The sequence below is a fragment of the Lentzea aerocolonigenes genome, from assembly GCF_000974445.1.
In the GTDB taxonomy this organism is placed as follows: domain Bacteria; phylum Actinomycetota; class Actinomycetes; order Mycobacteriales; family Pseudonocardiaceae; genus Lentzea; species Lentzea aerocolonigenes.
In genome coordinates this window covers 1-23,924 of sequence record NZ_BBOJ01000021.1, presented here as the reverse complement: position 1 = coordinate 23,924, position 23,924 = coordinate 1, and the positions used below count along the sequence as shown (strand labels likewise).

Sequence of the window (23,924 nt, the reverse complement as noted above, 5' to 3'; positions counted from 1 at the left end):
GTGTTGTCGGTCCTCCGTTCCTCTCCTCTTCAGCCCACCTGCATGGTTACCCGAGGCCGTCGGAATTCGCCACCGTGCTGGTCACGGCCTTCTCCGAACGTCGGCGCGTCAGCACCAGCGGCCCGTCCGCGGTGATCGCGACGGTGTGTTCCGAGTGCGCCGTGCGCGAGCCGTCGGCCGACCGCAGCGTCCAGCCGTCCTCGTCAAAGATGATCTTGTCGGTGGTCGCGGCGAGCCACGGCTCGATCGCGATGGTGAGGCCCGGCTTGAGCTTCATGCCGTGGCCGCGCCTGCCGTTGTTCGCCACGTGCGGCGCCTCGTGCATGGTGCGGCCGAGCCCGTGCCCGCCGAACTCCAGGTTGCACGTGTAGCCGAAGTCCGCCGCCACCTCACCGATCGACGCGGAGATGTCGCCGAGGCGGTTGCCGACGCGCGCGGCCTCGATCGCGGCCTCCAGGGCGACCTCGGTGGCGCGGATCAGGCGCTGGTCCTCCTCACGTGGCGTGCCGACGATGATCGACACCGCCGAGTCCGCCACCCAGCCGTCGATGCCGACGGCGATGTCCATGGTCAGCAGGTCGCCGTCCCGCAGGACGTAGCTCTTGGGCAGGCCGTGCAGCACCGCGTCGTTGACCGACAGGCAGATGACGTTGCGGAACGGGCCGCGGCCGAACGACGGCGAGTAGTCCCAGTAGCACGACACCGCGCCGCGCTCCTCGATCATGCGGCGCGCGTGCAGTTCGAGATCGAGCAGGTTGACGCCGACCGCCGCTCTCGTGGAGAGCTCGTCGAGCACCTCCGCGATGAACTGACCGGTGACGTGCATGCGCGCGATCTCCGCGGGCGACTTGAGCTCGATCAACGTGTTCCTCCGTGTGCTGGTTCCGGTATAACTATACCGGCGTCGCGGAGACGGCTGAACAACACCACCCAGGCGGGGGACGCGCGTTGCGCGAAGCACCGTCGCGTCAGCACAGTGCCTGGTCATGAAGCAGGTGCTGCACCACAGGATCGACTCGACCTTCGCCCACTACGACGTGAACCGCAACGGCGTCATCGAGCTCGCGGACATCTACGCGCTGGCCAACCGGCTGCTGCGGGCGTTCGGCGAGCCCGCGTCGTCGGAGCGGGGCCGCGACCTCGTGGAGGCGTACGACAGGTTCTGGGAGGTGCTGGCCGAGCTCTGCGACACCGACCGCGACGGCAGGATCGGGCCGGAGGAGTACCGCGAGGCGATGATCGAGGCGTTCGTGGACGGCGGGCCGTTCGAGGCGGAGTTCCTCGAGATCGTGCAGTCGTTGCTGGACCTCGCGGACACGAACTCCGACGGGCGGGTCGACGCGGCCGAGTTCGGGGTGCTGCTGAGGGCGCGCGGGCTTTCCGAAGAGGAGTGCGGGTTGGCGTTCGCGCACCTCGACACCGACGGTGACGGCGCGATCAGCGTGGACGAGTACGTCGCGGCGGTCCGGGACTACTACACGAATCCCGCCGAGGACACGCCCGGCAGCTGGCTGTACCCCAAGGCGTTGCAGCACGCCTGACGAAGCGGGGGACGACGAAAGCCGTCCCCCGAGCCGTTTCTAGCGGGTGCAGCGGTAGCTGGAGGCGGTTTTCGGGTCACCGTGCAGGTACCGCGACACCTGCGGGTACGGGCACAGGTTCCGCGTGGTGTCCGCCGTCGCCGCCGTCAGCGTCGCGGGAGCCTTGCCGTGCTCGACCCAGTCGACCAACTGGCCGAGCGGGTTGGTCGGCTGCGGGCCGTTGCCTCCGGAGCAGTGGTCGACGCCCGGTGCGGTGAACAAGCGGTAGAAGTCGTTCACGTACCCCATGCGCCGCTCGACCTGGTCGCGGTAGGACAGCGTGCCGCCGGGTGGGATCAGCTGGTCGTCGGTGCCGACGAACGTGATCAGCTTGCCGCCCGAGCGCCGGAACGCCGTGAGATCCGGGTCCGAGGTGCCGATGACGTCGTCGAACTCGCGGACCGACTGGCGGAACAGGTCGCGGTACTGCTGGTAGGTGAGCTTCGAGGTGTCGAAACCGGGCTGCTTCAGCAAGAAGCTCTGCACCCACAGCGCGGCGACCGGGAAGCCGGGGCCGGGATAGCCGGGCAGCGTGCCCGCGAGCCAGAGCGGGTCGGCACCCTTCGGCAGGCCCGGCCACAGCGACCGGCCGCGTTCGTCGGTCGGGCCGTCCCAGATCTTGCGCATGACGTCGGCGTCGGCCTTGGTCACGGTGATCTCGGCGCCGTCGCACAGGATCTTCCTGCCGACGAGCTGACGCGGGTCGTAGCTGCACCGGTCCGGGCGGTCGACGATGTTGTTGGTGACGCCGTCATTCGCGTCGCACGCCTCGATCGCGGCCTTGCGGAACGCGTCCAGCACGCAGTTGCTGACGACGTGGCCGTCCTGGTTCTGCACGATCTGCGGCCACAGCGTCGCGACGGCGAACTGCGACCAGTTCACAGCCGGCGCGTTGGCGAGGATTCCGTCGTAGTCGTCCGGGAAGTTCTGCGCCTCGGAGTAGCCCTGACGGCCGCCGGTCGAGCAGCCGTTCCAGTAGGAGTAGCTCACCGGTCGTTGGTAGTGCTTGCGCACCAACTGTTTCGCGACGACCGCCGACTCGTGCACCGAACGGGTCGCGAAGTTGGTGAGCAGCGTCCGGTCGAGCTCGCCGTTCTTCAGCGCCCAGCTGGTGTTGAGCCCGTCCAGCACACCGGCGTCGGTGGTCACGGCGGTGTAGCCGTCCTTCACGGCCTGCACGAGCGGGGCACCGGGGTCACCGGCGGCGTACGCGCTGCCGCCCACGCCCTGGAGCCGGCCGGTCCAGCCGGTGTCCGGGAGCGCGACCACGACCTTCACGTGGTCGTCCGCGTGCGTGAGCGTCACGGTGATCTCGCAGTACGAGGGCACGTCGTGGATCGGCGGCGGTGCGGACAGCGGCGTCTGCGGGAACGTGACGGTTCCGCCGGGACGTGCCGCGGCGTCCACGGACTCGATCTTGGCGCCGGCCGGGGCGGTGACCGGGATCGTGGCGCACGAGCTGCTCGCGGACGCCGGCGCGAGTGGCGCGAGCCCGGTCAGCAGCAGCGTTGTGGCCAACAGCTTTGTCAGTCGTCTCACGTCCCGCGACGGTAGGTGCGCGGGTTCCTGCGTCGCGCCCGTCAGATGACGCTGTCCGTGTACGTCACTGGACCGGGTGACGGACGGTGGTGATCGGCTGCGAGACTTCCGCGCATGCGCGAGGTGGGCAACAGACGCTACCGGCTCGTTCGCGAACTGGGGCGGGGCGGCATGGGGTCCGTGTGGCTGGGCCAGGACACGGTGCTCGGCCGTGACGTCGCGGTCAAGGAACTGCTGCTGCCCGGTCACGTGCCCGCGGACGAGCGAGCCGTGTACCGGGAACGGGTGCTGCGCGAGGCGCGGATCGCGAGCCAGCTGCAGGACCCCGCGATCGTCACCGTGTACGACCTCATCTCCGAGGACGACCAGACGTTCATCGTGATGGAGCTGATCAACGCTCCCACCCTGGACGAAGCGGTCGACCTGGACGGGCCGCTCGGCGTGCGCGAGGCGGCGACATTGGCCGCGCAGCTGCTGGGGGCGTTGGAGGCGGCGCACTCCTCCGGTGTGGTGCACCGGGACGTCAAGCCGGGCAACGTGATGGTGCCTGCCAGGGGACCGGCGAAGCTCACCGACTTCGGCATCGCGCAGTCGCTCGACGACCCGAGGCTCACGGCGACCGGAACGTTGATCGGCTCGCCCGCGTACATGTCGCCGGAACGCCTGGCGGGTGGCCCGGCCTCACCCGCGTGGGACCTGTGGGCGTTGGGAGCCACGCTGTTCTACGCGACCGAGGGGCGCGGGGCGTTCGACCGGCCCACGACCTCGGCGACGATCCTGGCGGTGATGAGCGAACGGCCACAGCCTCGGGTGACCGGGCCGCTCGGGGAGCTGATCGCCGGGCTGCTGGAGCCGGATCCGCAGCGGCGGCTGGGAGTGGCGGCCGCGCACCGGTTGATCGAGCGGGCCCTGACGGGCGGGGAACCGCAGCTGACCGGGCCTGTGCTGACCGGGCCGGTGTCCGGACCCGTCACCTCGGGTCCGCTGGCGAGCTCGTCCGCCCCGCCCGTCCCCGTTCCCCCTCGCCGCAAGCGCCCGGTCGGCCTCATCCTCTCCGCGACGCTCACCCCGCTCTTCCTCATCGGCGCGCTGGTCCTGTTGTTCATCACCGTGTTCAAGCCGCTGCTCTACAACATCGGCATCACCGACGGCCCCGCCAGCACCCCCGCGATGCAACCGGTGCTGACGCTGGGCCCCGAAGGCGACATCCCGCACGACTCGCTGTGGGGGTCCAGCAACGCCTGCCTGGTCTGGACGCCGGCGAAGGGCGCGCCGAAGATCGAGTCCAAGAACGAGGTCGGCTGCTACGCCGAGCACGACGTCGAGCGGCTCGACAAGGTCTACGCGGACAACGAGATGCAGAAGGACGTGCCGTACCCCGGCGTCGAGAAGCTGACGAAGATCGGCGGCACCGAGTGCACGCGCACGTTCCTGTCGTCCAAGGTGCTCGGCGAGGACAAGGAGAAGACGCTGCGGTACTGGGTGATCATCCCCACGGCCGAGGCGTGGAAGGTCAAGACCGAGAACGGTTACCGCAGCTCCGACCGGCTCATCTACTGCTTCGTCGGCAAGGCGGACGGCTCCAAGCTCACCGAGCCGATCATGAAGAGCTAGCGAACCTGTCTTCATCCTCGGCGGCACCGTCCGGCTCTACAACGGCGACAAGTGGATCGAGGCGGAGCAGGGCGACTTCCTGCACGTGCCGCACGGAACAGGAGCGCGCCGCGTTCCTCGACAAGCAAGACTCGTACTTCGTCGAGTAGACCGCGGCGCGCTCCCGCCTCACTCCTGCACGGTGATGGCCCCCGCCGGGCACACGGCGGCGGCGTGCCGCACGTCCTCCAGCCGCTCCGACGGCGGGTTCTCCTCCAGCAACGCCACGAGCCCGTCGTCGTTCTGGTCGAACACGTCGTCAGCGGCTAGCACGCACTGACCGGCGCCGACGCACTTCCCCTGGTCCACCACGATTTTCACAGCGACCTCCAGGTGACGGGCAGCTCGGCGACGCCGCCGGTGAGGGTGGTGCGGACCTCCAGGTCGTCGAGGTCTTTGGCGAGCCGCATGCCGGGCAGGCGGTGGGCCAGCGCGGAGAACACGACCCGCAGCTCGGTGCGGGCGAGCGAGGCGCCGATGCAGAAGTGGGCGCCGTGGCCGAACCCGAGGTGTGTCCTTTCCGGACGGTCGGGGTTGAAGTCCTCGGCGTCGCTGTACACGTCCGCGTCGCGGTTGGCGGCGTTGATGGAGAGCACGACGGCGTCGCCGGCGCGGATCGTGACGCCCGCGATGTCGACGTCCTCACGCGCGTACCGCAGCAGACCGAGGTCGCCGGGCGCGCCCAGCCGCATGACCTCCTCGACGACGGCGTCGACGCGGCCGTCCGGGTCGGCGACCAGCGCCTCCCAGCGGGAACGGTCGGTGAGCAGGAAGAGCGTGCCGAGGCCGATGCGGTTGACGGTGGTCTCGTGCCCCGCGAACAGCAGGCCGACGCACAGCCTGACCATCTGCTCGTAGTCGAACGACGGGTCCTCGCTCTGCGCGCGCACGAGGTCGGAGATCACGTCCTCACCGAGCTGCGGGCGCTTGGTCTCGACGAGACCGACCATGTAGCGGAAGAACTCCTCGCGCGCCTGGTGCGCCTCCTCGCCGATGGCCGTGTTGGCCATGCGCTCGGACAGCCGGGCGAAGAGCTCGTGGTCGGACTCCGGCACGCCGAGCAGCAGGCAGATCATGGCCACCGGCAACGGGTAGGCGAGGCGCGAGTGCAGATCGACCACGCCGGTGGCCTCGTGCTCCGCGGTCATCTCGTCCAGGTACGTCTCGACCAACCGTCCCATGTGGTCGGACAGCATCCGCATCCGCTTGGCGGAGAACGCCGGCGTCAGCAGGCGCCGCATGCGGGCGTGGTCGGCCTCCTCGGTCGCGTACTCGCCGCTGGGCCCGTCCTGCACGGCGGCAGTGGAGATGCGCGACGCCCGTTCCGGTTCGGGGTGGGACCGGCCGAAGCGCTTGTCCCCGAGCAGGAGACGGACTTCCTCGTATCGGGTGACGAGCCACGCGGGATCCCCGGCCGGCGTGGTGACCGGCGCGATGGGGGCCTCGCGGCGCAGGACGTCGTAGAGCGGAGCGAGGTCGAGGATGTTCGGCCGAGGCAGCGGCAGCTGGAGGCGTTCGGGAGCGATGCTCATGACACCCGACCGTAGCACTTTCGTGACAGTCAGTGCCATTAAATGTTCGGGACGCGGTGACGTGCTTAAATCGCCCGATGACGGACGTTGCGACCGAAAAGCCCCGCCGCGGACGCCCTCCGGTGAGCGACGAGCAACGTCAACGCCAGCGCCTGGACCTCTCGCGCCACGCGGTCCGCCTGTTCACCGAGCAGGGCGTCGCCGCCACGTCGGGAGAACAGATCGCCCAGGCCGCTGGCGTCTCCGAACGCACGTTCTGGCGCTACTTCCCGCACAAGGAGAGCTGCGTCGAACCGCTGCTCACGAAGATGGTCGACGCGTTCTGCGTGGTGCTGCGAGCCTGGCCGCCGGAGCTGGAACTGATCGACCACCTCCGCGCCGCCTACAGCCCGGTGCTGCCCTCGTCGGACGAGGACGTGGACGCCGTGCTGGCCGTGGTGCGCCTGACCCACGACGAACCGGCGTTGCGCGCCGCCTACCTGGTCCTGCGCGAACGCGCGGAGGACGCGCTGGCCGAGGTCCTCGCCCGGCGCCTGGGCCAGCCCGCCGACGCGATCGAGGTCCGGGTGCAGGCCGCGGCCATGAGCGCCGTGCTCAGGGTGGCGACCGACGACGTCGCCCAGGCCGCGGTCGAGGGCGTCACGACGGAAACCCTGGAACGCCACCGCGAGCAGATGGCCAGCGCGCTGAACCGGGTGCTGCGCGGCCTGTCCCAGCCGCGGTAGTGCTCGCCGACCGGGAATTCACATCCCTTGGCGCACCAGCGCCTTGATTTAGATCGATCGGGGCAGTGTGCGGCGTGCGGTTGCCTGAATCATGGAAGCATGGGGATTGACAGGTCTTTCTGGGGGTTGCTCGACGCCGCCGATCGCACAGCGTTGCGAGGTTCGGCGACCTGCGTCGAATTTGCGCCCGGATCGGTGATCTGCCACCAGGGCGACCCAACGCGGAACGTGTTGGTGGTCTCGCGCGGCCGGGTCCGCGTGAGCCGGTTCTCGCTGGGCGGTGAGGAGACCGTGCTCGCCGTCCGCGGGCCCGGCGAGATCATCGGCGAGCTCGCCGCCGTGGACGGCAGGTGCCGTTCGGCGACGTTGACCGCGGTGGATTCCGTGTGCGGCTTGGTGATCACCGCCCGTGCCCTGGAGGCGCTCTGCCGGGTGCGGCCGGGGATCACCTGGGCGATGCTGACGGTCGTCGCGTCACGTCAGCGGGCCATGGTCGACCAGCAGGAGCTGCGGACGGGTCCCTCGCTGCACCGTGTGGGCGCGATGTTGCTCGACCTCGCGCACCGCGGCGCGGACGACCTGATCGCGACGGTGCCTCTCACGCAGCGCGAGCTCGCGGGCATTGTGGGGATTTCCCGCGAGACGCTCGCGCGGACGTTGAAAGTCCTGCGGGACTCGGGAATCATCCTGACCCGCCGCAACGGCATAGAAATTCTGCGCGAGGAAGAATTGCGCGCGTTGTGTGGCATCTGACGCAGACATGTCAAGGCCCTCGCGGTTTCCTCGGTGTCACAGTTCGCCGAGTCGCACCAGGAGCCGTCATGAAGCGCAACTCACTCCCCGACCCCCACTCTCGCGCGGAGGTGTTGCGGGCTCGCCGCAAGTACACGGAACGGGTCGTGTTCGCCTTGATCTTCACCGTCGTCGAGCTGTGGGCGATCGTGGCCGTCGTCGTGTTGTTCGACGGTGGCGGCGTGCTCGCGGTGGCCGTGTCGATCGTCCTCTCGGCGGCGCTCATCGCCCTGTGGGACACCTGGCGCACGCTGCTCATGTTCGGGCGAGCGCTGCGCGCGTGGTTGCCCGAGACGCTTCCCGCGGCGGAGGAGGCGGTGGAGCCGGAACGCCCACCGTCGAGTCTGCTGCGGCTCTGATGCCGGTGTGGCCGTGGCCAGGGGGTGCGGCCACACCGCGCCGCCGCGAGTTCGGACCGTGGTCCGATGTCCCGGCGGAACCGAGTTCCTAGCGTTGAACGGCATGAGGGTTCTCGCATTGCTGGCAGGTCCGATCGTCTGGTTCGCCGCGTTGCTCGTGCGGCGCCTCGGTGTCGAGACAGCGGGGTTCACCGCCGCGGAACGGGCGCGCTTCGACGCCGGACCGTTCGCGGCACCCGAGCAGCTGGCCGCCTACGCCCGTCAACCCGAGCTGGTCACCGCCGGGTACGCGTTGTTCGCGCTGGCGTCGATCCTGTTGTGCGCCACCGTGATCGTCTTCGCCCGCGAGATCGGCGGACGGCTCGCGCTCGTGGGAGCCGTGGCGTTCGTGGCGTCGCTGTTCGCGCGGCTGTACTTCTCCGGCGTCGACCTGACGGCGTTCGAGCTCGTCGACCGGATGGGGCTGGAGCGGGCCACGACGTTCGTGACCGAGTCCTATGTGGACGTCTCCTACGGGCTGTGGCGCGTGCCGGTCACGGCGTCGGCGGGGTCGATCGTGGGCGGAGTGCTGCTGGCCGTCGCGGGGTGGCGCGCGCGGAAGCTCGGGGTGCTGCGGTGCGCGTTGCTGCTGTCGTTCGGGTGGGTGTTCATGGGTGTGCTGAAAGAGGTGACGCTGGTCGGACTGCTGCTCGGGGGAGTGACGGCGGTGGTGCTGTTCGGGTGGACGGCGGCGGGTGGGCGCTCTCCCCGGTGGAAAGAGCGCCCGGTCCTTCAGGGGCTCGCCCGTTCAGCCGGTCAGCTCCTTGACTCGGTCACGCAGCGCGTGCGCGACCGAGTCGAAGCCCTTCTTGACGTACGCACCCTGCGCCGCGAACACCGCCTCCGCGTACTTGCCGGTGAACGTCTCGAACGTGTGGTAGCTGCACCGGTCGTCGCCCAGCGGCGTGATCAGCTGGTCGCGCACCCCGAGCAGACCGGGGAACGTGTCTCCCGTGTCGTAGCGCAGCAGGCGGGGCGGCTCGACGACGCGGATGTACTCGCGGCTGACCCACGTGCCCTCGCTGCCGTCCGGCTTCGGAAGAGTGAGGTCGATCGGTGAGTCGACGGCGAGAGTCGTGTCCACGGACAGGGTGTACGGATTCCACTGTGGATAGTTGGGGTAGTCGAGCAGCACGTCCCACACGAACGGCGCGGGAGCGGGAATCTCCACGGTGACGGACTCGATGACGTAGCTCATGCCGGCATGTACTCCCCACCGTTGACGTCCAGCACCGCACCTGTCACCTCGGAAGCGTGACGCGACAGCAGGAACAGCACCGCGCCGGCACAGGCGTCGTCGGTGGGAATGCGCCCCAACGGGTTGCGGGCCGCGATCTCGTCGTAGACGTCCTGTTCGCTGACACCGCGGCTGTCGGCGGTGAGCTTGAGGTAGAACCGCACGCCCGGCCCGTCCAGCCAGCCGAGCACGGCCTGGTTCGCGCGGATGCCGTGCTCGCTCAGCTCCAGCGCCAGGAACTTGGTCGCGGTCGCCATCGCCGCCTTCGCCACCGCGTAGCCGCCCTCGCCCCGCAACGGTTTGCGCGTGGCCATGGTGCCGATGTTGACGATCGACCCACGGCCCGCCGTCTTCATGTGCGGCACGACTTCCCGCGTCACGTTCAGCGCGCCGAACAGGATGATGTCGACCGACCGCCGGATCGCCTTCTCCGGCGTGTCCAGCAGGTCGAAGAAACCCGGATGCCCGAACGCCGAGTTGACCAGGCCGGTGATCGTGCCGAACCGGTCGACGGCGGTCTCCACCAGGCGGGCGACCTCGTCGGGCCTGCGCACGTCGCACTGCACGCCGACGGCCTCGCCTCCCGCGGCGGCGACGTCCTTCTCCACCTGCTTCATCACGTCGGCCGAGCGGGCGGCCATGACCACCTTCGCGCCCTCGGCGGCCGCGCGGACGGCCAGCTTCGAGCCCAGGCCGGGACCGACGCCGGTGATCAGAACGACCTCGTCCTGGAGCATCACAGGTAGACCTCCGAGTAGAAGGCGAAGTCGCGCCGCAGCTGGTCCTCGGAGAGCCCGAAGTCCGGTGGCGCGTAGGAGTGCGAGCCGTGCCGTTCGGTGCGGTTCTGTTCCAGGTAGGTCTCGAACGCCGCGTCGTCGGCCGGACCCGCGGGCAGGCCCAGCGCGTCGAGCACCTCGCGGGCGACCTCCACCGGTTTGGCGACGGTGTCGGCGAACCGCACGTCCACGAAGCGGTCCGGGCGTGCGGCGCGGGCGGAGGCGAAGCCCGCCAGGGTCTTCGCGAACCGCCGGGACCAGTACCGTCCGATTCGGACCGGATCGACGTCGGCGCTGTACTGCGCGGAGATCGCGCTCACCATCGACGCGTACGACGGCACGGCGTTGACCGGTGAGCGGTGGGTCATGACGATCTTGCAGTCGGCGAACTCGTCCAGCACCGTGTCCACCGCTGTCAGGTGGTGCGGCGACTTCAGCACCCAGGGCAGCGAGCGGGAGGGGCTCTGCCACTGCAACACCTGCAGCCACTCGCGTAGCTCTCGGTAGGCGGGCCCCTGGTCGACGGTCCGCAGCCAGTCGCCGTACGACGGCACCCAGTAGAACGAGTCGAAGCTCATCGACACGAACGTGCGGTCCAGCAGGATCACGTCCTCCTCCGGCCCGTCCCACACCACCGTGTGCAGGTCACCGAAGTTGGAAGGGAGCTGCGACATCAGCTGCATGCGTTCCTGCGCACGGCGTTTGCGCTCCGGAGCCCCTGGCCCCTCGCCGGGGAACGGGATCGGGTAGGCGACCTCCCACGACAACGTCGACGTGACCTGGGGCGACGCGGCCAGCAGCCGGTGCAGCAGGGTCGAGCCGGTGCGCGGCAGACCGCAGATCTCGGCGGCGACGCGCACCTCGACGTCGAGCACCGACGGGTGTTCGCGCTGCAACGCGCGCAGCCGCAGCCGGTCGGACAGCAGGGCGGTCAACCGCCGCTTGGTCAGCTCGTGGCCCAGCGGTGACAGCACGGCCTCGGTGTTGAGGGCCGTGACGAGGACGTCGAGCGGCTCGCGGAACCAGTCGTCGCCGTAGTCCGACAGCCCGGTCTTCGCCGACGCGGCGTCGAGCAGTTCCGGCACGTTCAGCGCGGTCGTGACCGTCATCGAACCTCCTCCAGCGAAACGACGCGGCACTTCGGGATCGGGTGGTCGGTGGCGCCGAGCCAGCGCAGCAACGCCGTTCCGGAGCTGTGACCGCAGGTGTCGATCCAGTTGCCGACACCCGGATCCCGTTCCGCGACAACGATCGTGAGGCGGCCGTCGACCAAGGTCGCGGTGTGCTTGTTGACCGTGATCCGGCGCCGGTGGTCGAGCGACTCCATCCACCAGTTGTCCAGCTGGAAGTTCCAGTACGGGCAGTCCGGCACGTCGGTCTCGATCACCCACGCCTCACCGGGTTTCAGCGACCAGTAGCCGTGCAGGTAGAAGATCTCCGGGTCACCGCCCGCGCGCTGGAACATCTCCTGGCCGAAGTCGGGCAGTTCGTTGGGGCGCTTCATGAACGTGCGCGTCCAGTGCGCGAACGTGGCCGCCGTGCCGTGCACCGACAACGACGCTCGTTGCAACGCCTTGGCCAGGAACTCGGGCGTGAGTTGGGCAGGTTCGGCCGGACCACCGACCTGCTCGATGTGCCACCGGCCGGGCACCTCGGTCTCGCGGTCGAGATACGTCTGGCGCACCACCAGACCGGTGGAGTCGGGCGCGAGCGGAAGCCAGTTCCCGTCGTGCGGATCGGCGCTCGCGATGATCTCCACCGTGCCGTCGGGAGCGATCTCCAGGTCGGCGTCGGACAGTTCGCCGGTGGACGCCATCGTGCCGTCCTTGGCGTAGCGGTTGGCCTTGGAGCCGATGCTGAAGTACGCGATGGTGCCGCGGGTCCCGGTGATCCGGTACGTCCTGTCGCCGCGGATGTTCGCGGACAGGTAGACGTTGTCCGGGTTGTCCGCGCCGATCTTGACGAGGTCCAGCTCGTGGAAGCGCGGGAAGTCCGGATCGGCGTTGTCCAGGCAGGAGTAGAGCATCTCGCGCGTGAGTCTCGCGAGGTACCGGTAGCCCTCCGCGCGGTCGAGCGGGGTGTCCGGTGCCTGGTCCGACAAAACCACCTCGCCGGCCTTCTCCAGCGCCCGGCAGAACTGCGACCACGCCTGATCCGGCACCACAGCCTCCAGAATTTAGAACGTGTTCTAGCTGAACATACCTGATTCTGGACAACGTTCAACAGACGCCGAGCGCGCGCAGCCTCGCCACCACGGCCGCAGCCGCCGCCTCCGGGCTCAACGTCGTCGTGTCGAGCCTGATCTCCGGCTCCTCCGGCGGTTCGTAGGGTGAGTCGATCCCGGTGAAGTTCGCCAGCTCACCCCGCCGGGCCTTGCGGTAGAGGCCCTTCGGGTCACGTTCCTCCGCCACCTCCAGCGGCGTGTCCACGAAGACCTCACAGAACTCGTTCTCGCCGACGAGCCCGCGTGCCAGCGCCCGTTCGGCACGGAACGGCGAGATGAACGAGACGAGCACGATCAGGCCCGCGTCGACCATCAGCGCGGCGACCTCGGCGATGCGCCGGATGTTCTCCACGCGGTCGGCGTCGGTGAACCCGAGGTCGGAGTTGAGGCCGTGGCGGACGTTGTCGCCGTCCAGCAGGAACGTGTGCCTGCCCTCCGCGTGCAGCGCCTTCTCGACCAGGTCGGCGATGGTGGACTTGCCCGCGCCGGACAGCCCGGTCAGCCACACCACGCACGGCCGGTGCCCGTTGCGGGCGATCCGCGCCTGCTTGTCGACGGTGAGCGTCTGCCAGCGCACGTTCGCCGGGCTCAACGCGAAATCGATCATCCCGGCGCCGACGGTGGCGTTGGAGAGCCGGTCGAGCACCACGAACGAGCCCAGGTCGCGGTTCGTGCGGTAGCCCTCGAACGGCACGGGCGCGTCGAAGTGCACCTTGTCGACGCCGATCTCGTTGAGCTGCAACGCCTTCGTCGCGGTGAACCCGACCGTGCGGGCGCCGATCTTCGCGAGGTACTGCCGGCCGGGCAGCAAACCGTTCTCGTTCAACCAGACCAGGTGCGCCTGGAACGAGTCGGCGACGCCCGGCGGGTCGGCGGCGGCGCCCAGCACGTCACCGCGGCTCGCGTCCACGTCGTCGGCGAGCACCACGGTGACCGACGACCCGGCCGGCGCCTCCGCCAGATCCCCGTCCATCGTGACGATCCGGTCCACAGTGGAGGTTCGACCACCGGTGGACACCGCGTCGCCCTGCCGGAGCGTGCCGCGCAGAACCCGGCCGGACAGCCCCCGGAACGTCGAGTCCGGCCGGTTCACCCACTGCACGAGGAACCGCGACGGGCCGTCCTGGGCCGAGCCCGCGTCCACGGTCTCCAGCCACTGCAACAGGGTCGGCCCGTCGTACCACGGCGTCAGCTCGCTGTGGCCGATCACGTTGACGCCCTCGGTCGCGGACATCGGCACGCACGTGATCTCGGCGAAGTCCAGCTCGGCGGCGAACTCGGCGAACTGCGCGGCCACCGCGTCGAAGGCCTCCTGCGAGTAGTCCAGCAGGTCGAGCTTGTTCACGGCCACGGCGACGTGCCTGATGCCCAGCAGGGACACGATCCGCGCGTGCCGCCGGGTCTGGCTCAGCACACCTTTGCGCGCGTCCAGCAGGATCACCGCGGCCTCGGCGGTGGACGCGCCCGTCACCATGTTGCGCGTGTACTGCTCGTGGCCCGGCGTGTCCGCGACGATGAACCGCCGTGCCTCGGTGGCGAAGAACCGGTACGCGACGTCGATCGTGATGCCCTGCTCGCGTTCCGCGGCCAGCCCGTCGACCAGCAGCGCGAAGTCCAGTTCGCCGCCGCGGGTGCCGACGCGGCGGGAGTCGGCCTCCAGCGCGGCGAGGTGGTCGGCGTACAACAGCTTCGACTCGTACAGCAGCCTGCCGATCAGCGTGCTCTTGCCGTCGTCGACGCTGCCGCAGGTGATGAACCGCAGAAGCTCCATCAGAAGTACCCCTCCCGCTTCTTGCGCTCCATCGACCCGCTCTGGTCGTGGTCGATCGCCCTGCCCTGCCGTTCGGACGTGGTGGCGGTCCGCATCTCCTCGACGATCTGGGCGACCGTCCGCGCCTCGCTGCGCACCGCGCCGGTCAGCGGGTAGCAGCCGAGCGTGCGGAACCGGACCAGCTCCTGACGTGGTTCTTCGTGCAGCGGCATGCGGTCGTCGTCCACCATGATCAGCAGGCCGTCGCGGTCGACGACCGGCCGCGGCGCCGCGAAGTACAGCGGTACCACGGGAATCCGTTCGCGTTCGACGTACCGCCACACGTCGAGCTCGGTCCAGTTCGACAGCGGGAACACCCTGATGCTCTCGCCGGGCGCGACCCGCGTGTTGTACAGCCGCCACAGCTCCGGCCGCTGGTTCTTCGGGTCCCACTGGTGCTGCGCGGTGCGGAACGAGAACACCCTTTCCTTGGCACGAGAGGCTTCCTCGTCCCGTCGGGCACCACCGAACGCGAGATCGAACCGGTGCTTGTCCAGCGCCTGCCGCAGTCCCTGGGTCTTCCACAGGTCGGTGTGCCGCGCGGAACCGTGGTCGAACGGGTTGATGCCCATCGCCACGCAGTCCGGGTTGCGGTGCACGATCAGCTCGAGCCCCAGCTCGGCGGCCGTGCGGTCGCGGAACTCGATCATCTCGCGGAACTTCCACGTGGTGTCGACGTGGAGCAGCGGAAACGGCGGCTTCGACGGGTAGAACGCCTTGCGCGCCAGGTGGAGCAGCACCGAGCTGTCCTTGCCGATCGAGTACAGCAGCACCGGCCGCTCGCTCTCCGCGACCGCCTCGCGGAAGATGTCGATGCTGTCGGCTTCGAGCCGGTCTAGGTGGTTCACGTGAGCACCCCCGCGAGTTCCTGACGGCAGATCAGCAGGTCCGGCAGCCACGGATCGGGCTGGTTGTAGACGAGCGGACGCCCGTCGGCGCGGGAGGCGTGCAACCCGGCCGCGCGCGCCACGTAGACCGGTGCGGCCGAGTCCCACTCGTACATGCCGCCCGCGTGCAGGTAGGCGTCGGCCTCACCGCGCACCACGGCCATCGTCTTCGCACCCGCGCTGCCCATCGGCACCAGCTCGGCGTCGATCGCGGCCGCCACCCGCTCCGCGCACTCGGGCGGCCGGGTGCGGCTCACCACGATCCTGGGACGGCGGTGCGGAACCCGGGAGATCGGCTGGAACGCGGGCAGGGCGACCGCTCCCGCGACGAGCTCACCCCGTTGCCACAGCGCCACGTGCACGGCCCAGTCGGTGCGACCGGGCTCGGCGAACTCGCGGCTGCCGTCGAGCGGGTCGATGATCCACACCCGGTCGGCGGTGAGCCGGCGGGGGTCGTCGGGAGCTTCCTCGGACAGCACCGCGTCGTCCGGGCGGTGCTCCTCCAGTTGCGCCGCCAGGAAGTTCTGCGCGGCGCGATCGCCGTTGCCCGGCCGGACGCTGACCAGCAGCCTGCCCGTCTCGGTGGCCAGCCGTCTCGCCAACTCGCCGTCGGTCTCCGCCATGCACTCGACAGTAGGGTGAAACCGAACAACGTTCAATATGCTTTTGAACGTTGTTCAAAGTAGGCTGCGGCTCGTGAGCACCGAGCAGACCACCGCATGGGGTGACGCAGAGGGCAGGCGGCGCGACATCCTGTCGTCGGCCGAGCTGATCCTGGAACAGCAGGGCTACGCCGGCCTGACCATGCGCGCGATCGCGGTGGGGGCGGGCGTCAGTTCCGGCACCGTGTACCAGTACTTCTCCGGCAAGGAGGACGTGTTCGCCGCGCTCATGGAACGCCGTCTCGACGAGCTGCAGCGCACCCTCGCGACCGTCGACCGCGGACTCGGGATCGCCGGGGTGCTGCGCGAGATCGAACCCCAGGTCACCGAGCTGTGGCGCCGGTTCGGGCGCTCCGCCGCGCAGTGGGAGGCGAAGGTGCTCTCCGGTGGCCGCCGGGGCAAGGAGGTCGCGGGATCCGCGCAGGACTACCGCAAGACGATCAGGGCGCTCGCGAAGGCGTTGGCCGAGACCGCGCAGCAGTGCGGTCAGACGCTTCTCGACGATCCGGCGCTGCCGCATTTCGTGTGGGACTCGCTGATCGGGCTCGCGGACGACCTGCTGTTGCAGGGCGCGCGGGCGAACAGGGTGAAGCCCGCCGCGCTCGTCGAGTTCGCGACGGGTGCGATCGAACGCGGGATCATTTCCCGGTGACGAGCGAGTCCAGCGTCGCGCCCCCGTGCTCCCCGCAGTGCCGGCGTGACGCGTCGAGCGTGGCGGGCTTGTCCGCCTCGTCCTGCTGGCCTGCCTGACCGAACAGGCGCCTGAGCAGTTCCAGCTGCTCGTCCACGCCGACCCGGAGGAAGTCGCTGCACGTCGAGCGAACGGTGAGCCGGTCGTCCTGCGGCATCAGGTCCACCGGCCCGAACACGAACAGCAGCGCCACCAGGATCGCGAGCCCGAACGCGATGGCGGCGCCGCCCGAGGAGCTCTTCCGCGGCGCGAGCCACGTCTCCGCCTGCTCCACGAACGGCTCGGCCGGGGTGAGGTCCGCGTCGATCCAGAACTCGAGGCTGTCGCCCCCGACGAGGTCGAACTGGACGTGACCCGCGGCGAAGATGATCCGCACGACCTGTCCGCGCTCGTACGAGCCCGTCCAGAACGGCTCCGGCCGCACGAGCACCAGCCGGTCGGGCAGCAGGAACACGACGTCGCGCTCACCCCTGGCGAGCCGCTCGGTCTGGCCGGGTTGCACGACGGTGCCCGCCAGCCGTGCCATCACCTGGTCGTGCTCGTGCTCGTCGAGGGCCGCGGCGGCCGCCGACCACAAATCGGGTTCCACGTTCCTGCTATCGCTGCAGGAGGGGACCGGGGTTAGCCGCGAAGCCGATGTTGGTCTTAACGGTTCGGTCAGCGTGCGACCGGAAGGTCGTACCTGCGCCGAATGCTCGTGCCGAGCAGGCCGATGTCGGCGCCGTAGACGTGGATCGAGATGGCCACCGAGTCCGAGCTGTTGCACACCTTGTGGATGTCGCCGGGCGGCACCAGGTACGACGCCACGCCCTGCGGAGTGCGGTTGATGCCCATCTGCACCAGACGGTCGCCCACGAGCCGATAGGTGGTCTCTTCTTCTTCGCCGACGTACGTGCCGACCACGCACCACGACACGTGGTCGTGGATGCACGTTTCCTGGCCAGGCAGCCAGACCAGGGCGACGACCGAGAAGCTGCCGTCGGGTTCCACGTGCAGGACGTGCTGGCGGTAGTGGTCCGGGTCCGGTTCGCGGTGCTCGGGGTCGAGCAGCAGCGGGTCGGCCAGGTGGCCGGTCAACGCCCTGGCCACGCGGGCGGCGACGGCGTGGTCGTCGCCTCCGCGCACCACGGCGGTCCGGAGGTCGCCGACCAGGAGAGCGGCGGCGGGGGAGAGCAGACGAGGCATGGCGGTGACTCCTTCGCTCACATGATCAACAAAGCGCCGGTCAGTGCCACCACGGCGATCAGGACGGTGGAGAGCAGGCCCAGGGTGAGAGCGGGCAGGCCGGAGCGGACGAGGGAACGCAGGCGCACGGCGGTGCCCAGGGCGAACATGCCGGCGGCCAGCAGCAGGTTGTCGACGAACGTCGCCGCGGAGAGGACGACGTCGGGCAGAAGACCGGTGGCGCGCACACCCGCCGCGGCCAGGAACCCCACCACGAACAACGGCACGAGCGGCGGGCGCGTGCCGGCGTCGGGGAACCTGCGGCGTTCGGCGACGCTCACCGCGGCGAGCATCGGCGCGAGCAGCACGACCCTGGTCAGCTTCACGGCCACCGCGATGGCGAGGGCGCCGGTGACCGGCCCGGCGGCGGCGACCACCTGGGCGACCTCGTGCACGCTGCCACCCGCCCACACGCCGTAGCCGGCGGGGGACAGGCCGGTGAGCGGGTACAACGCCGGCAGGCTGAACATCGCGACGGTGCCGAAGAGGGTGACCAGGCCGAGCGCCTTGGCGACGTCCTCCTCGTCCTGCTCGCGCACGCCGTTCATGGCGGCGACGGCCGACGCGCCGCAGATCGAGAACCCGGTCGCGATCAGCAACGACAGGCCTTCGCTCACCCCGAGCACCCGGCCGAGCCGGCGCGTCACGACGAACGTGACGACCACGGCGACGATCGCCAGCGCCAGCACCTCGTAGCCGAGCGCGAGCACGTCACGGATGACGAGCTTGAGCCCGAGCAGCACGATGCCCAGACGCAGCAGGCGTCGTCCGGCGAGCTTGATGCCGGGGGTCAGCGAGGGTGGGAGCGTCACGACGTTGGCGACGACGGCGCCGAGCAGGACCGCCACGGTCAGCGCGCTGACGGAGGGCAGCACCCAGGCGGCGATCATCGCGACCGCGACACCGCCGGCGACCACGGTCAGACCGGGTACCGGTGAGTCGGTCGCGCGCGGCGTTGTCCGGATGCTGCCCATGACAACCACGATGGGCGTCTTGACCTATGCGCAGAAGATCCCGATCTCTTGGGGACGCATAAGCCCGCGTTATACGTCAGGCCCTCGCGGCGGCGGTGACCAGCGCGTCCACCGTGGCGCGCACGATCGGCAGCCGGATCAGGTCGGGCCACGTGTAGAGCGCGGTGTGCCGCTGGGCGCACGATTCCACGTCGACAGTGGTCAGGCCGGGGTGTTTGAGGAACGACAGGACCAGCCGCGGCACGAGCGCGATGCCGAGCCCGGCGGCGACGAGGCTCTGGATCGCCAGGTTGTCGTCGGTCGAACAGGTGATGTCGGGCGTGAACCCGGCCTCGGCGCACGCCTCGTCGAGCGCGTGCCGACACCGCGGACAGCCCGCGATCCAGCGCTCCTGCTCGGTCTCGGCCATCGACACGCGTTCGCGGCCTGCCAGCCGGTGGCCGGTGGGCACGAGCAACGCGAGCGGTTCGTGCATCAGCGGCACCCGCAGCATCCCGGCGACCGCGGTCTCGTCCTGGGGTTCGCCCTCGTAGCTGAAGCTGACCAGCAGGTCCGTGGCGCCACGCCGCAGCAGGGAGAACGAGTCGGGCGGTTCGCCCTCGACCAGTTCGAGCCGCAGGTGGGGGCGTTCCTTCGCGAGGATCGCGGCGGCGGCCGGCACGAGCGAGACGGTGGCGCTGGGGAACGCGCAGATGCGGATGGTGCCGATGTCGTGCGTGGCGATCGCGCTGATCTGCTGGTGCGTCGCCGCCAGCTCGTCGAGCAACGCCGTGCCGCGCTCGGCGAGGATGCGACCGGCCTCGGTGAGGGCCAGCCCGCGGCCGGTGCGCACGAACAACGGCCCTCCGACCTGCCGTTCCAGTGCGCGCATCTGCTGGCTGATCGCCGGCTGGGTGCAGTGCAGCTCCCGTGCGGCCGCGCTGAACGAGCCGGTCCTGGCGACGGTCGCGAACACCTCTAGCTGGCGGGTATCGAACACTTTCGCACCATATGCCTGATCGGCCGCCCGCGAAGGGCGGCCGACCAGGTGGCCCCTAGAAGGTCAGCTTCCAGGAGTTGATGTAGCCGACGTCGGCCGAGGCCACGTCCTTGACCTGCAGCTTCCACGTGCCGTTCGCGGCCTTGGCGGACGCGTCGACCGTGTAGGTCTGCACGATGTTGTCACCGCTGTCGTTGCTCGAGTTCTGCAGCCGGAACGCTGTGCCGTCCGGGGCGATCAGGTCGATGACCAGGTCACCGCGGTAGGTGTGCACGATGTCGACGCCCACCTTGAGCGCGGCCGGGGCGTTGCCCGTGATGCCGGAGACGATGATCGGGCTCGTCACGGCGGCACCGTTGTCCGGGATGTTCACGTCAGCGGTGTTCTCGAACGTGATGCCGGGCGGCGTGCCGGTGTCGACCGCGGCGAACGCGTCGACGCGGCCCTCACCGAAGAAGTTGTTCTTCGCGGTGGTGCCGGAGCACCGGCTGTCGGAGCAGCGCAGGTCGTCGGCCTGGGTCGCCAGTAGCTGACGCAGCTGGGCAGGCGTGGCCGTGGGGTTCGCCGACTTCAGCAGCGCGGCAACACCCGCGACGTGCGGGGAAGCCATCGACGTGCCGGACTTGGTGCCGTAGCGACCACCGGGAACCGTCGAGTAGACGCTGTCACCGGGCGCGGCGACGTGGATCTTGTCGGTGCCGAAGTTGGAGAACGACGACTTGCTGTTCGTCGAGGTGATCGACGCGACGCTGACCACACCGGAGACCTCGGTGGGAACGCTCAGGCACGCGTTGGTGACCGTGCGAGTCGCCGGCGTCGAGTCGTTGGGGCTGGTCGCGTCACTGCTCTTGGCGGCGAGGTTGTAGTTCTCGTTGCCCGCGGCGGCCACGTTCAGCACGCCCTTGCCCTCGGCGTAGGCCACGGCCCGCTTGACGCCCTCGAGGATCGCGTCCTGGTCGGCGTTGTCCGGGCAGTTGAACAGCCACGGATCGGTGTAGTAGCTGTTGTTGGTCACCTCGAAGCCGCGGTCACCGGAGAAGACCATGGCGCAGATGGTGTTCTCCGCGAAGAACAGCCCACTCGGCTTCTCCGCGATGCGCACCGAGGCGATCTTCACCCCTGGCGCGACCCCGACCATGCCCCGGTTGTTCTTGGCCGCGGCAATCGTCCCGGCCACGTGCGTGCCGTGCGTGTCGGTGTCCCGCCACGCCCCGGTGCGAGTGTCGAGCTTGCCGTAGGCACACGACGCGGAGTTGGCGGCGTCGAAGTTGGCCTTGAGGTCGTCGTGCAGGTCGTCAACCCCGGTGTCGAGCACACCAACGGTGACGTTCGCCGACCCCTGGTTGACCGCCCACGCCTTGTCGGCACCGATCTGCGTCATGTCCGAACGCACAGGCTCGGACGTGGCCGGCGCAGCCTGCGAGGGCGCGGTGGGAATCGGCGGGTTGGCCGCCTCGGCGGGAACGTCCGTGGTGCGGGTGGCACCAACCTTCTGCACCCCGGACACCGCACGCATGCGGCTCGCGAAGTCAGCGGCCCCGGAGTGAGCGACGATGACACCAATGGCGTCATAGGTAGTCCACACAGTGCCGCTGTTGCTCGTGATGGCCGACGCGGCACCCGCCGTGGCACCAGGCGCCGTGATGACCAGGTACGCGCGTGTGCCCGCGAGAGGCGCCGCGGCGGCGGGGGTCGCCGCCGTCAGAACGCCTGCGCCCACGACCGCGGCGATGGCCGCGGTGCGCAGGCGAGAACGTGAACGCAAGAACACTGTTCCTCCAACACTCCCTAGCGGGCGATGCCCACGCGTGTCGCGCGGGTGCAGGGGCCCGTCACGGCATTAGAGGAGGTGGGGACGCGTTCGGGACGCGCGGTTTCAGAAATGCTCCGTTCGGTTCACGCCGAACGTCGCAGGTCGTGGGGGTGTGGGCCGGTGGGTGGCAGGGGGTCCGTGCTGGGCTTTGGGGCGGGGGTGGGGTTGCGCGTGCCGGGGCGCGTTGCGCGGGTCGGCTTGGGGTGGTTCGGCGCGGGTTCCAGCGGAGGGGTCACCTTTTGTTGCCATGTCGCCTTGCGTTGGTGGTTTCGTGGGTCGTATGACGAGCCGGGTCATTTCATCGCCGCTTCGCGACGATTGCGATTGGGGCTTGACTTCGGGGCCCTTGCGAGGCGCTGTGTCGGGCGGAAAAGGTCGGATGCTCCGCACCCGCCCGATCCGAAAAGGCTAGCACCTCGCACCCAAAGTCAAGCCCCAATCGCAGTCGTGCGTGGTTGCGTTTGTTGTTCGGCTCACCCCATTACCGGTTTCCTGCGTTCGCATTGCCCTGTCCGGCTCGGCTTCGCCATCGCTGGTTCACTCGATCGTGTGCGGCGTTACCCGTTATTTGGCCGTGATCTTGCGGTAGATTAGAACACGTGATCGAAACCCGCCTCCTCTCCACCGACGAGCTGCTCCGCAGTCTCGTCGACGAGGTGACGGAAATCCAGGTCCGTGAGAACGCCGCGTTGCAGATCGTCGCCGAATTGGATCGGCGCGGAGCCGCGAGCGAGCTCGGCTACAAGGATTTGCCGAAGGTGTTGCGGCACGTCGTCCGCTGGGACATTCACGTCGCCAAGCGGTGGATCGACAACGCCGCGCTGCTGACGAATGAGATCACCCCGACCGGTAGTGAGCTCGCCCCGGTGCTGCCGCTGACGGCGCAGGCGGTGGCCGAGGGTGCGTTGTCGATCGACCACGTCGCGGCAATCGCTGCGATCATGAAGACCGTGCCCGCCGAACACGAGACCACCGTGGTCGGCTACGCGCGAGACTTCGAGCCCGTCACAGTCCGCAAGCTCGGCAACACACTCGCCTACAGCCTCTACCAGAACGACCCCGAGCCTCGCGATCCTGAGCCCGCGCCGCCGACGAACCAGCACTTGATGCAGTGGAAGAACGGGCGGCTGGAGATTCGGGCGAAGCTGGACAAGGTCACCGGTGCGAAGTACGAGGCGTTGCTGGATCCGCTGGCCAAGCCCCGTCCGGACACCGGGCAAGGCCCAGACGAGCGCAGCCGCTCCGAACGCGAAGGCGACGCCCTCGCCGACCTGGTCGACCTGATGCTGCGCGCCGACCAGCTGCCCGAGCACGGCGGCGAGCCGGTCACGCTGACCGTGACGATGCGGCACGAGGACCTCGCCAACCAGGTGGGTCAGGGCATGCTCGACAACGGCGACCACATCCCCGCCGACCAGGTGCGGCAGCTGGCCTGCAATGCGGGCATCATCCCGCTGCTGCTGGGCAGCCAGGGCCAGCCGATGGACATCGGCCGCAAGACCCGCACCTTCCCCGCCGGAATCCGCCGCACCCTGGTCGCCAGGGATCGGGGCTGCGCGTTCCCCGGCTGCGGCAGGCCACCCAGACACTGCGACGCCCACCACATCCGACACTGGGCCAACGGAGGCGACACCTCCGTCGGCAACGCCGTGCTGCTCTGCCGCCACCACCACACGCTCATCCACCAGAGCAAGTGGAACGTCAAGCTGGTCAACGGCATCCCGACCTTCTACGCACCTGACTGGCTCGACCCCAATGCCGCTAAGTTAGCGATCTTGGATGTGGCTGTGTAAGGCCGTGAAGTGGTTGGCACTACGGTGGTTCGGTGCCGTCGCCTCGCTCGTTCACCGATGGAATCAGCATCGGTGTGCTGACCCGCCTGTTCGATCGTGACCTGGTGGACGAGGTGCTGGTCGAGACAGGGCGTCGGGAGAAGCGTTCACGGTTGCTGCCCGCGCGGGTGGTCGTCTATTACGTGCTGGCGTTGTGCCTGTTCTTCGGTGACGGCTACGAGGAAGTGATGCGCAAGCTGGTCAACGGCTTGCGGTTTCTGGGCACGTGGCGGACTGGCTGGCAGGTGCCGAGCACGAGCGCGATCTCCCAGGCGCGGCAACGGCTCGGCGAGGAGCCGTTGCGGGTGTTGTTCGAGCGGGTCGCGGCGCCGATGGCGCAGCCAGGCACCAAGGGCGCGTGGTTTCACGGGTGGCGGGTGATGGCCGTCGACGGCGTCATCGTGGATGTGCCCGACACCGCGGACAACCTCGAGGCTTTCGGCAAGACGGGGCATCAAGATGGGAAAAGCCCGTTTCCGCAGGTGCGGATCGTGGGCTTGGGTGAATGCGGCACTCATGCGATCGTGGCTGCGGCGATCGACTCCTGGCGCGTCTACGAACGTGAGTTGTTTGCGCGCGTGCTCGACGATATTGAG

At 69.3% G+C, this 23,924-nt stretch carries 26 protein-coding genes; 8 read left to right on the top strand and 18 right to left on the bottom strand.

Translation table 11 applies throughout. The features are described from left to right. Positions 1-46: 46 nt before the first annotated feature. Positions 47-862 (bottom strand): type I methionyl aminopeptidase, encoded by an 816-nt coding sequence (gene map, locus AOM45_RS35130; RefSeq protein WP_030468432.1) that lies wholly within the window; start codon positions 860-862, stop codon positions 47-49. A 124-nt stretch (positions 863-986) separates the two neighbouring features. Between map and AOM45_RS35125 the strand changes: the two genes are divergently transcribed. Then, positions 987-1,541: an EF-hand domain-containing protein gene (locus tag AOM45_RS35125; protein WP_030468431.1), complete on the top strand. Its 555-nt coding sequence runs from the start codon at positions 987-989 to the stop codon at positions 1,539-1,541. Between the two features lie 39 nt (positions 1,542-1,580). Here the strand turns inward: AOM45_RS35125 and AOM45_RS35120 are convergent, their stop codons facing one another. Continuing rightward, on the bottom strand, positions 1,581-3,119 hold the full coding sequence (locus AOM45_RS35120; RefSeq protein WP_030468430.1) for a tannase/feruloyl esterase family alpha/beta hydrolase: 1,539 nt from the start codon (positions 3,117-3,119) through the stop codon (positions 1,581-1,583). A gap of 114 nt (positions 3,120-3,233) precedes the next feature. On the opposite strand from AOM45_RS35120, the gene AOM45_RS35115 reads away from it, so the two are divergent. Continuing rightward, positions 3,234-4,733 (top strand): serine/threonine-protein kinase, encoded by a 1,500-nt coding sequence (locus AOM45_RS35115; RefSeq protein WP_035910591.1) that lies wholly within the window; start codon positions 3,234-3,236, stop codon positions 4,731-4,733. A 168-nt stretch (positions 4,734-4,901) separates the two neighbouring features. Here AOM45_RS35115 and AOM45_RS35110 read toward each other — a convergent pair whose 3' ends face one another. Then, a complete protein-coding gene (locus AOM45_RS35110; protein ID WP_030468428.1) occupies positions 4,902-5,093 on the bottom strand; it encodes a ferredoxin in 192 nt (63 codons plus the stop codon). Next, positions 5,090-6,304, bottom strand: coding sequence for a cytochrome P450 (locus AOM45_RS35105; protein WP_030468427.1), 1,215 nt, complete (start codon positions 6,302-6,304; stop codon positions 5,090-5,092). Before AOM45_RS35105 ends, AOM45_RS35110 begins: the two co-directional genes overlap by 4 nt. A 77-nt stretch (positions 6,305-6,381) precedes the next feature. Between AOM45_RS35105 and AOM45_RS35100 the strand changes: the two genes are divergently transcribed. The 3 genes from AOM45_RS35100 (at position 6,382) to AOM45_RS35090 (ending at position 8,180) form a co-directional block, all read left to right on the top strand. Further along, positions 6,382-7,029 carry a TetR family transcriptional regulator gene (locus tag AOM45_RS35100; RefSeq protein ID WP_236703938.1) on the top strand — a complete coding sequence of 216 codons (648 nt, stop codon included), beginning with the start codon at positions 6,382-6,384 and terminating at the stop codon, positions 7,027-7,029. Positions 7,030-7,128: 99 nt separating this feature from the next. Then, positions 7,129-7,782 carry a Crp/Fnr family transcriptional regulator gene (locus AOM45_RS35095; protein ID WP_030468425.1) on the top strand — a complete coding sequence of 218 codons (654 nt, stop codon included), beginning with the start codon at positions 7,129-7,131 and terminating at the stop codon, positions 7,780-7,782. Positions 7,783-7,850: 68 nt separating this feature from the next. Then, positions 7,851-8,180, top strand: a complete 330-nt coding sequence (locus AOM45_RS35090; RefSeq protein WP_051783682.1) for a hypothetical protein — start codon at positions 7,851-7,853, stop codon at positions 8,178-8,180. A gap of 261 nt (positions 8,181-8,441) precedes the next feature. Here AOM45_RS35090 and AOM45_RS35085 read toward each other — a convergent pair whose 3' ends face one another. The 9 genes from AOM45_RS35085 to AOM45_RS35050 all read right to left on the bottom strand — a co-directional run bounded on the left by AOM45_RS35085 (position 8,442) and on the right by AOM45_RS35050 (position 15,776). Continuing rightward, positions 8,442-8,657, bottom strand: coding sequence for a hypothetical protein (locus AOM45_RS35085; protein ID WP_030468423.1), 216 nt, complete (start codon positions 8,655-8,657; stop codon positions 8,442-8,444). A 33-nt stretch (positions 8,658-8,690) separates the two neighbouring features. After that, a complete protein-coding gene (locus AOM45_RS51275) occupies positions 8,691-8,831 on the bottom strand; it encodes a hypothetical protein (protein ID WP_156093892.1) in 141 nt (46 codons plus the stop codon). Between the two features lie 136 nt (positions 8,832-8,967). Further along, positions 8,968-9,417: an SRPBCC domain-containing protein gene (locus AOM45_RS35080; protein ID WP_030468422.1), complete on the bottom strand. Its 450-nt coding sequence runs from the start codon at positions 9,415-9,417 to the stop codon at positions 8,968-8,970. After that, positions 9,414-10,193 carry an SDR family oxidoreductase gene (locus AOM45_RS35075; protein WP_081902212.1) on the bottom strand — a complete coding sequence of 260 codons (780 nt, stop codon included), beginning with the start codon at positions 10,191-10,193 and terminating at the stop codon, positions 9,414-9,416. The genes AOM45_RS35080 and AOM45_RS35075 overlap by 4 nt, the downstream gene beginning before the upstream one ends. Further along, a complete protein-coding gene (locus tag AOM45_RS35070; RefSeq protein WP_030468420.1) occupies positions 10,193-11,341 on the bottom strand; it encodes a sulfotransferase family protein in 1,149 nt (382 codons plus the stop codon). Before AOM45_RS35070 ends, AOM45_RS35075 begins: the two co-directional genes overlap by 1 nt. After that, entirely contained in the window at positions 11,338-12,393 is a 1,056-nt protein-coding gene (locus AOM45_RS35065) for a DUF1214 domain-containing protein (protein ID WP_030468419.1), read from the bottom strand. The genes AOM45_RS35070 and AOM45_RS35065 overlap by 4 nt, the downstream gene beginning before the upstream one ends. Positions 12,394-12,451: 58 nt before the next feature. Further along, the gene (cysC, locus tag AOM45_RS35060; RefSeq protein WP_051783681.1) at positions 12,452-14,227 is read right to left on the bottom strand and encodes an adenylyl-sulfate kinase; all 1,776 of its coding nucleotides are present in this window, start codon (positions 14,225-14,227) and stop codon (positions 12,452-12,454) included. Then, entirely contained in the window at positions 14,227-15,114 is an 888-nt protein-coding gene (gene cysD, locus AOM45_RS35055) for a sulfate adenylyltransferase subunit CysD (protein WP_035910584.1), read from the bottom strand. The genes cysC and cysD overlap by 1 nt, the downstream gene beginning before the upstream one ends. Continuing rightward, positions 15,111-15,776, bottom strand: coding sequence for a 3'(2'),5'-bisphosphate nucleotidase CysQ (locus AOM45_RS35050; protein WP_030468558.1), 666 nt, complete (start codon positions 15,774-15,776; stop codon positions 15,111-15,113). Before AOM45_RS35050 ends, cysD begins: the two co-directional genes overlap by 4 nt. A 73-nt stretch (positions 15,777-15,849) precedes the next feature. Here AOM45_RS35050 and AOM45_RS35045 point away from each other — a divergent pair, with 73 nt between their 5' ends. After that, positions 15,850-16,467, top strand: coding sequence for a TetR/AcrR family transcriptional regulator (locus AOM45_RS35045; RefSeq protein WP_051783679.1), 618 nt, complete (start codon positions 15,850-15,852; stop codon positions 16,465-16,467). On the opposite strand, the gene AOM45_RS35040 is transcribed toward AOM45_RS35045, so the two are convergent. The 5 genes from AOM45_RS35040 to AOM45_RS35020 all read right to left on the bottom strand — a co-directional run bounded on the left by AOM45_RS35040 (position 16,454) and on the right by AOM45_RS35020 (position 21,454). Continuing rightward, positions 16,454-17,095, bottom strand: coding sequence for a hypothetical protein (locus tag AOM45_RS35040; RefSeq protein ID WP_156093891.1), 642 nt, complete (start codon positions 17,093-17,095; stop codon positions 16,454-16,456). The two genes, AOM45_RS35045 and AOM45_RS35040, sit on opposite strands and share 14 nt — an antisense overlap. A 68-nt stretch (positions 17,096-17,163) precedes the next feature. Beyond that, entirely contained in the window at positions 17,164-17,691 is a 528-nt protein-coding gene (locus AOM45_RS35035) for a cysteine dioxygenase family protein (protein WP_030468414.1), read from the bottom strand. Between the two features lie 17 nt (positions 17,692-17,708). After that, positions 17,709-18,704, bottom strand: coding sequence for a YeiH family protein (locus AOM45_RS35030; RefSeq protein ID WP_030468413.1), 996 nt, complete (start codon positions 18,702-18,704; stop codon positions 17,709-17,711). Positions 18,705-18,780: 76 nt separating this feature from the next. Further along, positions 18,781-19,683, bottom strand: a complete 903-nt coding sequence (locus AOM45_RS35025; RefSeq protein ID WP_030468412.1) for a LysR family transcriptional regulator — start codon at positions 19,681-19,683, stop codon at positions 18,781-18,783. Between the two features lie 55 nt (positions 19,684-19,738). Continuing rightward, positions 19,739-21,454, bottom strand: coding sequence for a S8 family peptidase (locus AOM45_RS35020; RefSeq protein WP_051783676.1), 1,716 nt, complete (start codon positions 21,452-21,454; stop codon positions 19,739-19,741). 641 nt (positions 21,455-22,095) lie between these two features. On the opposite strand from AOM45_RS35020, the gene AOM45_RS35015 reads away from it, so the two are divergent. Beyond that, positions 22,096-23,289, top strand: a complete 1,194-nt coding sequence (locus tag AOM45_RS35015) for an HNH endonuclease signature motif containing protein (protein WP_059362855.1) — start codon at positions 22,096-22,098, stop codon at positions 23,287-23,289. 32 nt (positions 23,290-23,321) lie between these two features. Further along, a partial coding sequence (locus AOM45_RS35010; protein ID WP_169792648.1) for a transposase domain-containing protein occupies positions 23,322-23,924 on the top strand: 603 nt, incomplete at its 3' end.

Bases quoted from the DNA above. Each gene is read 5' to 3' on its own strand.
- AOM45_RS35125 (WP_030468431.1), top strand. From the start codon at position 987: ATGAAGCAGGTGCTGCACCACAGGATCGACTCGACCTTCGCCCACTAC.
- AOM45_RS35115 (WP_035910591.1), top strand. From the start codon at position 3,234: ATGCGCGAGGTGGGCAACAGACGCTACCGGCTCGTTCGCGAACTGGGG.
- AOM45_RS35105 (WP_030468427.1), bottom strand. From the start codon at position 6,304: ATGAGCATCGCTCCCGAACGCCTCCAGCTGCCGCTGCCTCGGCCGAAC.
- AOM45_RS35100 (WP_236703938.1), top strand. From the start codon at position 6,382: ATGACGGACGTTGCGACCGAAAAGCCCCGCCGCGGACGCCCTCCGGTG.
- AOM45_RS35095 (WP_030468425.1), top strand. From the start codon at position 7,129: ATGGGGATTGACAGGTCTTTCTGGGGGTTGCTCGACGCCGCCGATCGC.
- AOM45_RS35090 (WP_051783682.1), top strand. From the start codon at position 7,851: ATGAAGCGCAACTCACTCCCCGACCCCCACTCTCGCGCGGAGGTGTTG.
- AOM45_RS51275 (WP_156093892.1), bottom strand. From the start codon at position 8,831: ATGAACACCCACCCGAACGACAGCAGCAACGCGCACCGCAGCACCCCG.
- AOM45_RS35080 (WP_030468422.1), bottom strand. From the start codon at position 9,417: ATGAGCTACGTCATCGAGTCCGTCACCGTGGAGATTCCCGCTCCCGCG.
- AOM45_RS35075 (WP_081902212.1), bottom strand. From the start codon at position 10,193: ATGCTCCAGGACGAGGTCGTTCTGATCACCGGCGTCGGTCCCGGCCTG.
- AOM45_RS35070 (WP_030468420.1), bottom strand. From the start codon at position 11,341: ATGACGGTCACGACCGCGCTGAACGTGCCGGAACTGCTCGACGCCGCG.
- cysC (WP_051783681.1), bottom strand. From the start codon at position 14,227: ATGGAGCTTCTGCGGTTCATCACCTGCGGCAGCGTCGACGACGGCAAG.
- AOM45_RS35050 (WP_030468558.1), bottom strand. From the start codon at position 15,776: ATGGCGGAGACCGACGGCGAGTTGGCGAGACGGCTGGCCACCGAGACG.
- AOM45_RS35035 (WP_030468414.1), bottom strand. From the start codon at position 17,691: ATGCCTCGTCTGCTCTCCCCCGCCGCCGCTCTCCTGGTCGGCGACCTC.
- AOM45_RS35030 (WP_030468413.1), bottom strand. From the start codon at position 18,704: ATGGGCAGCATCCGGACAACGCCGCGCGCGACCGACTCACCGGTACCC.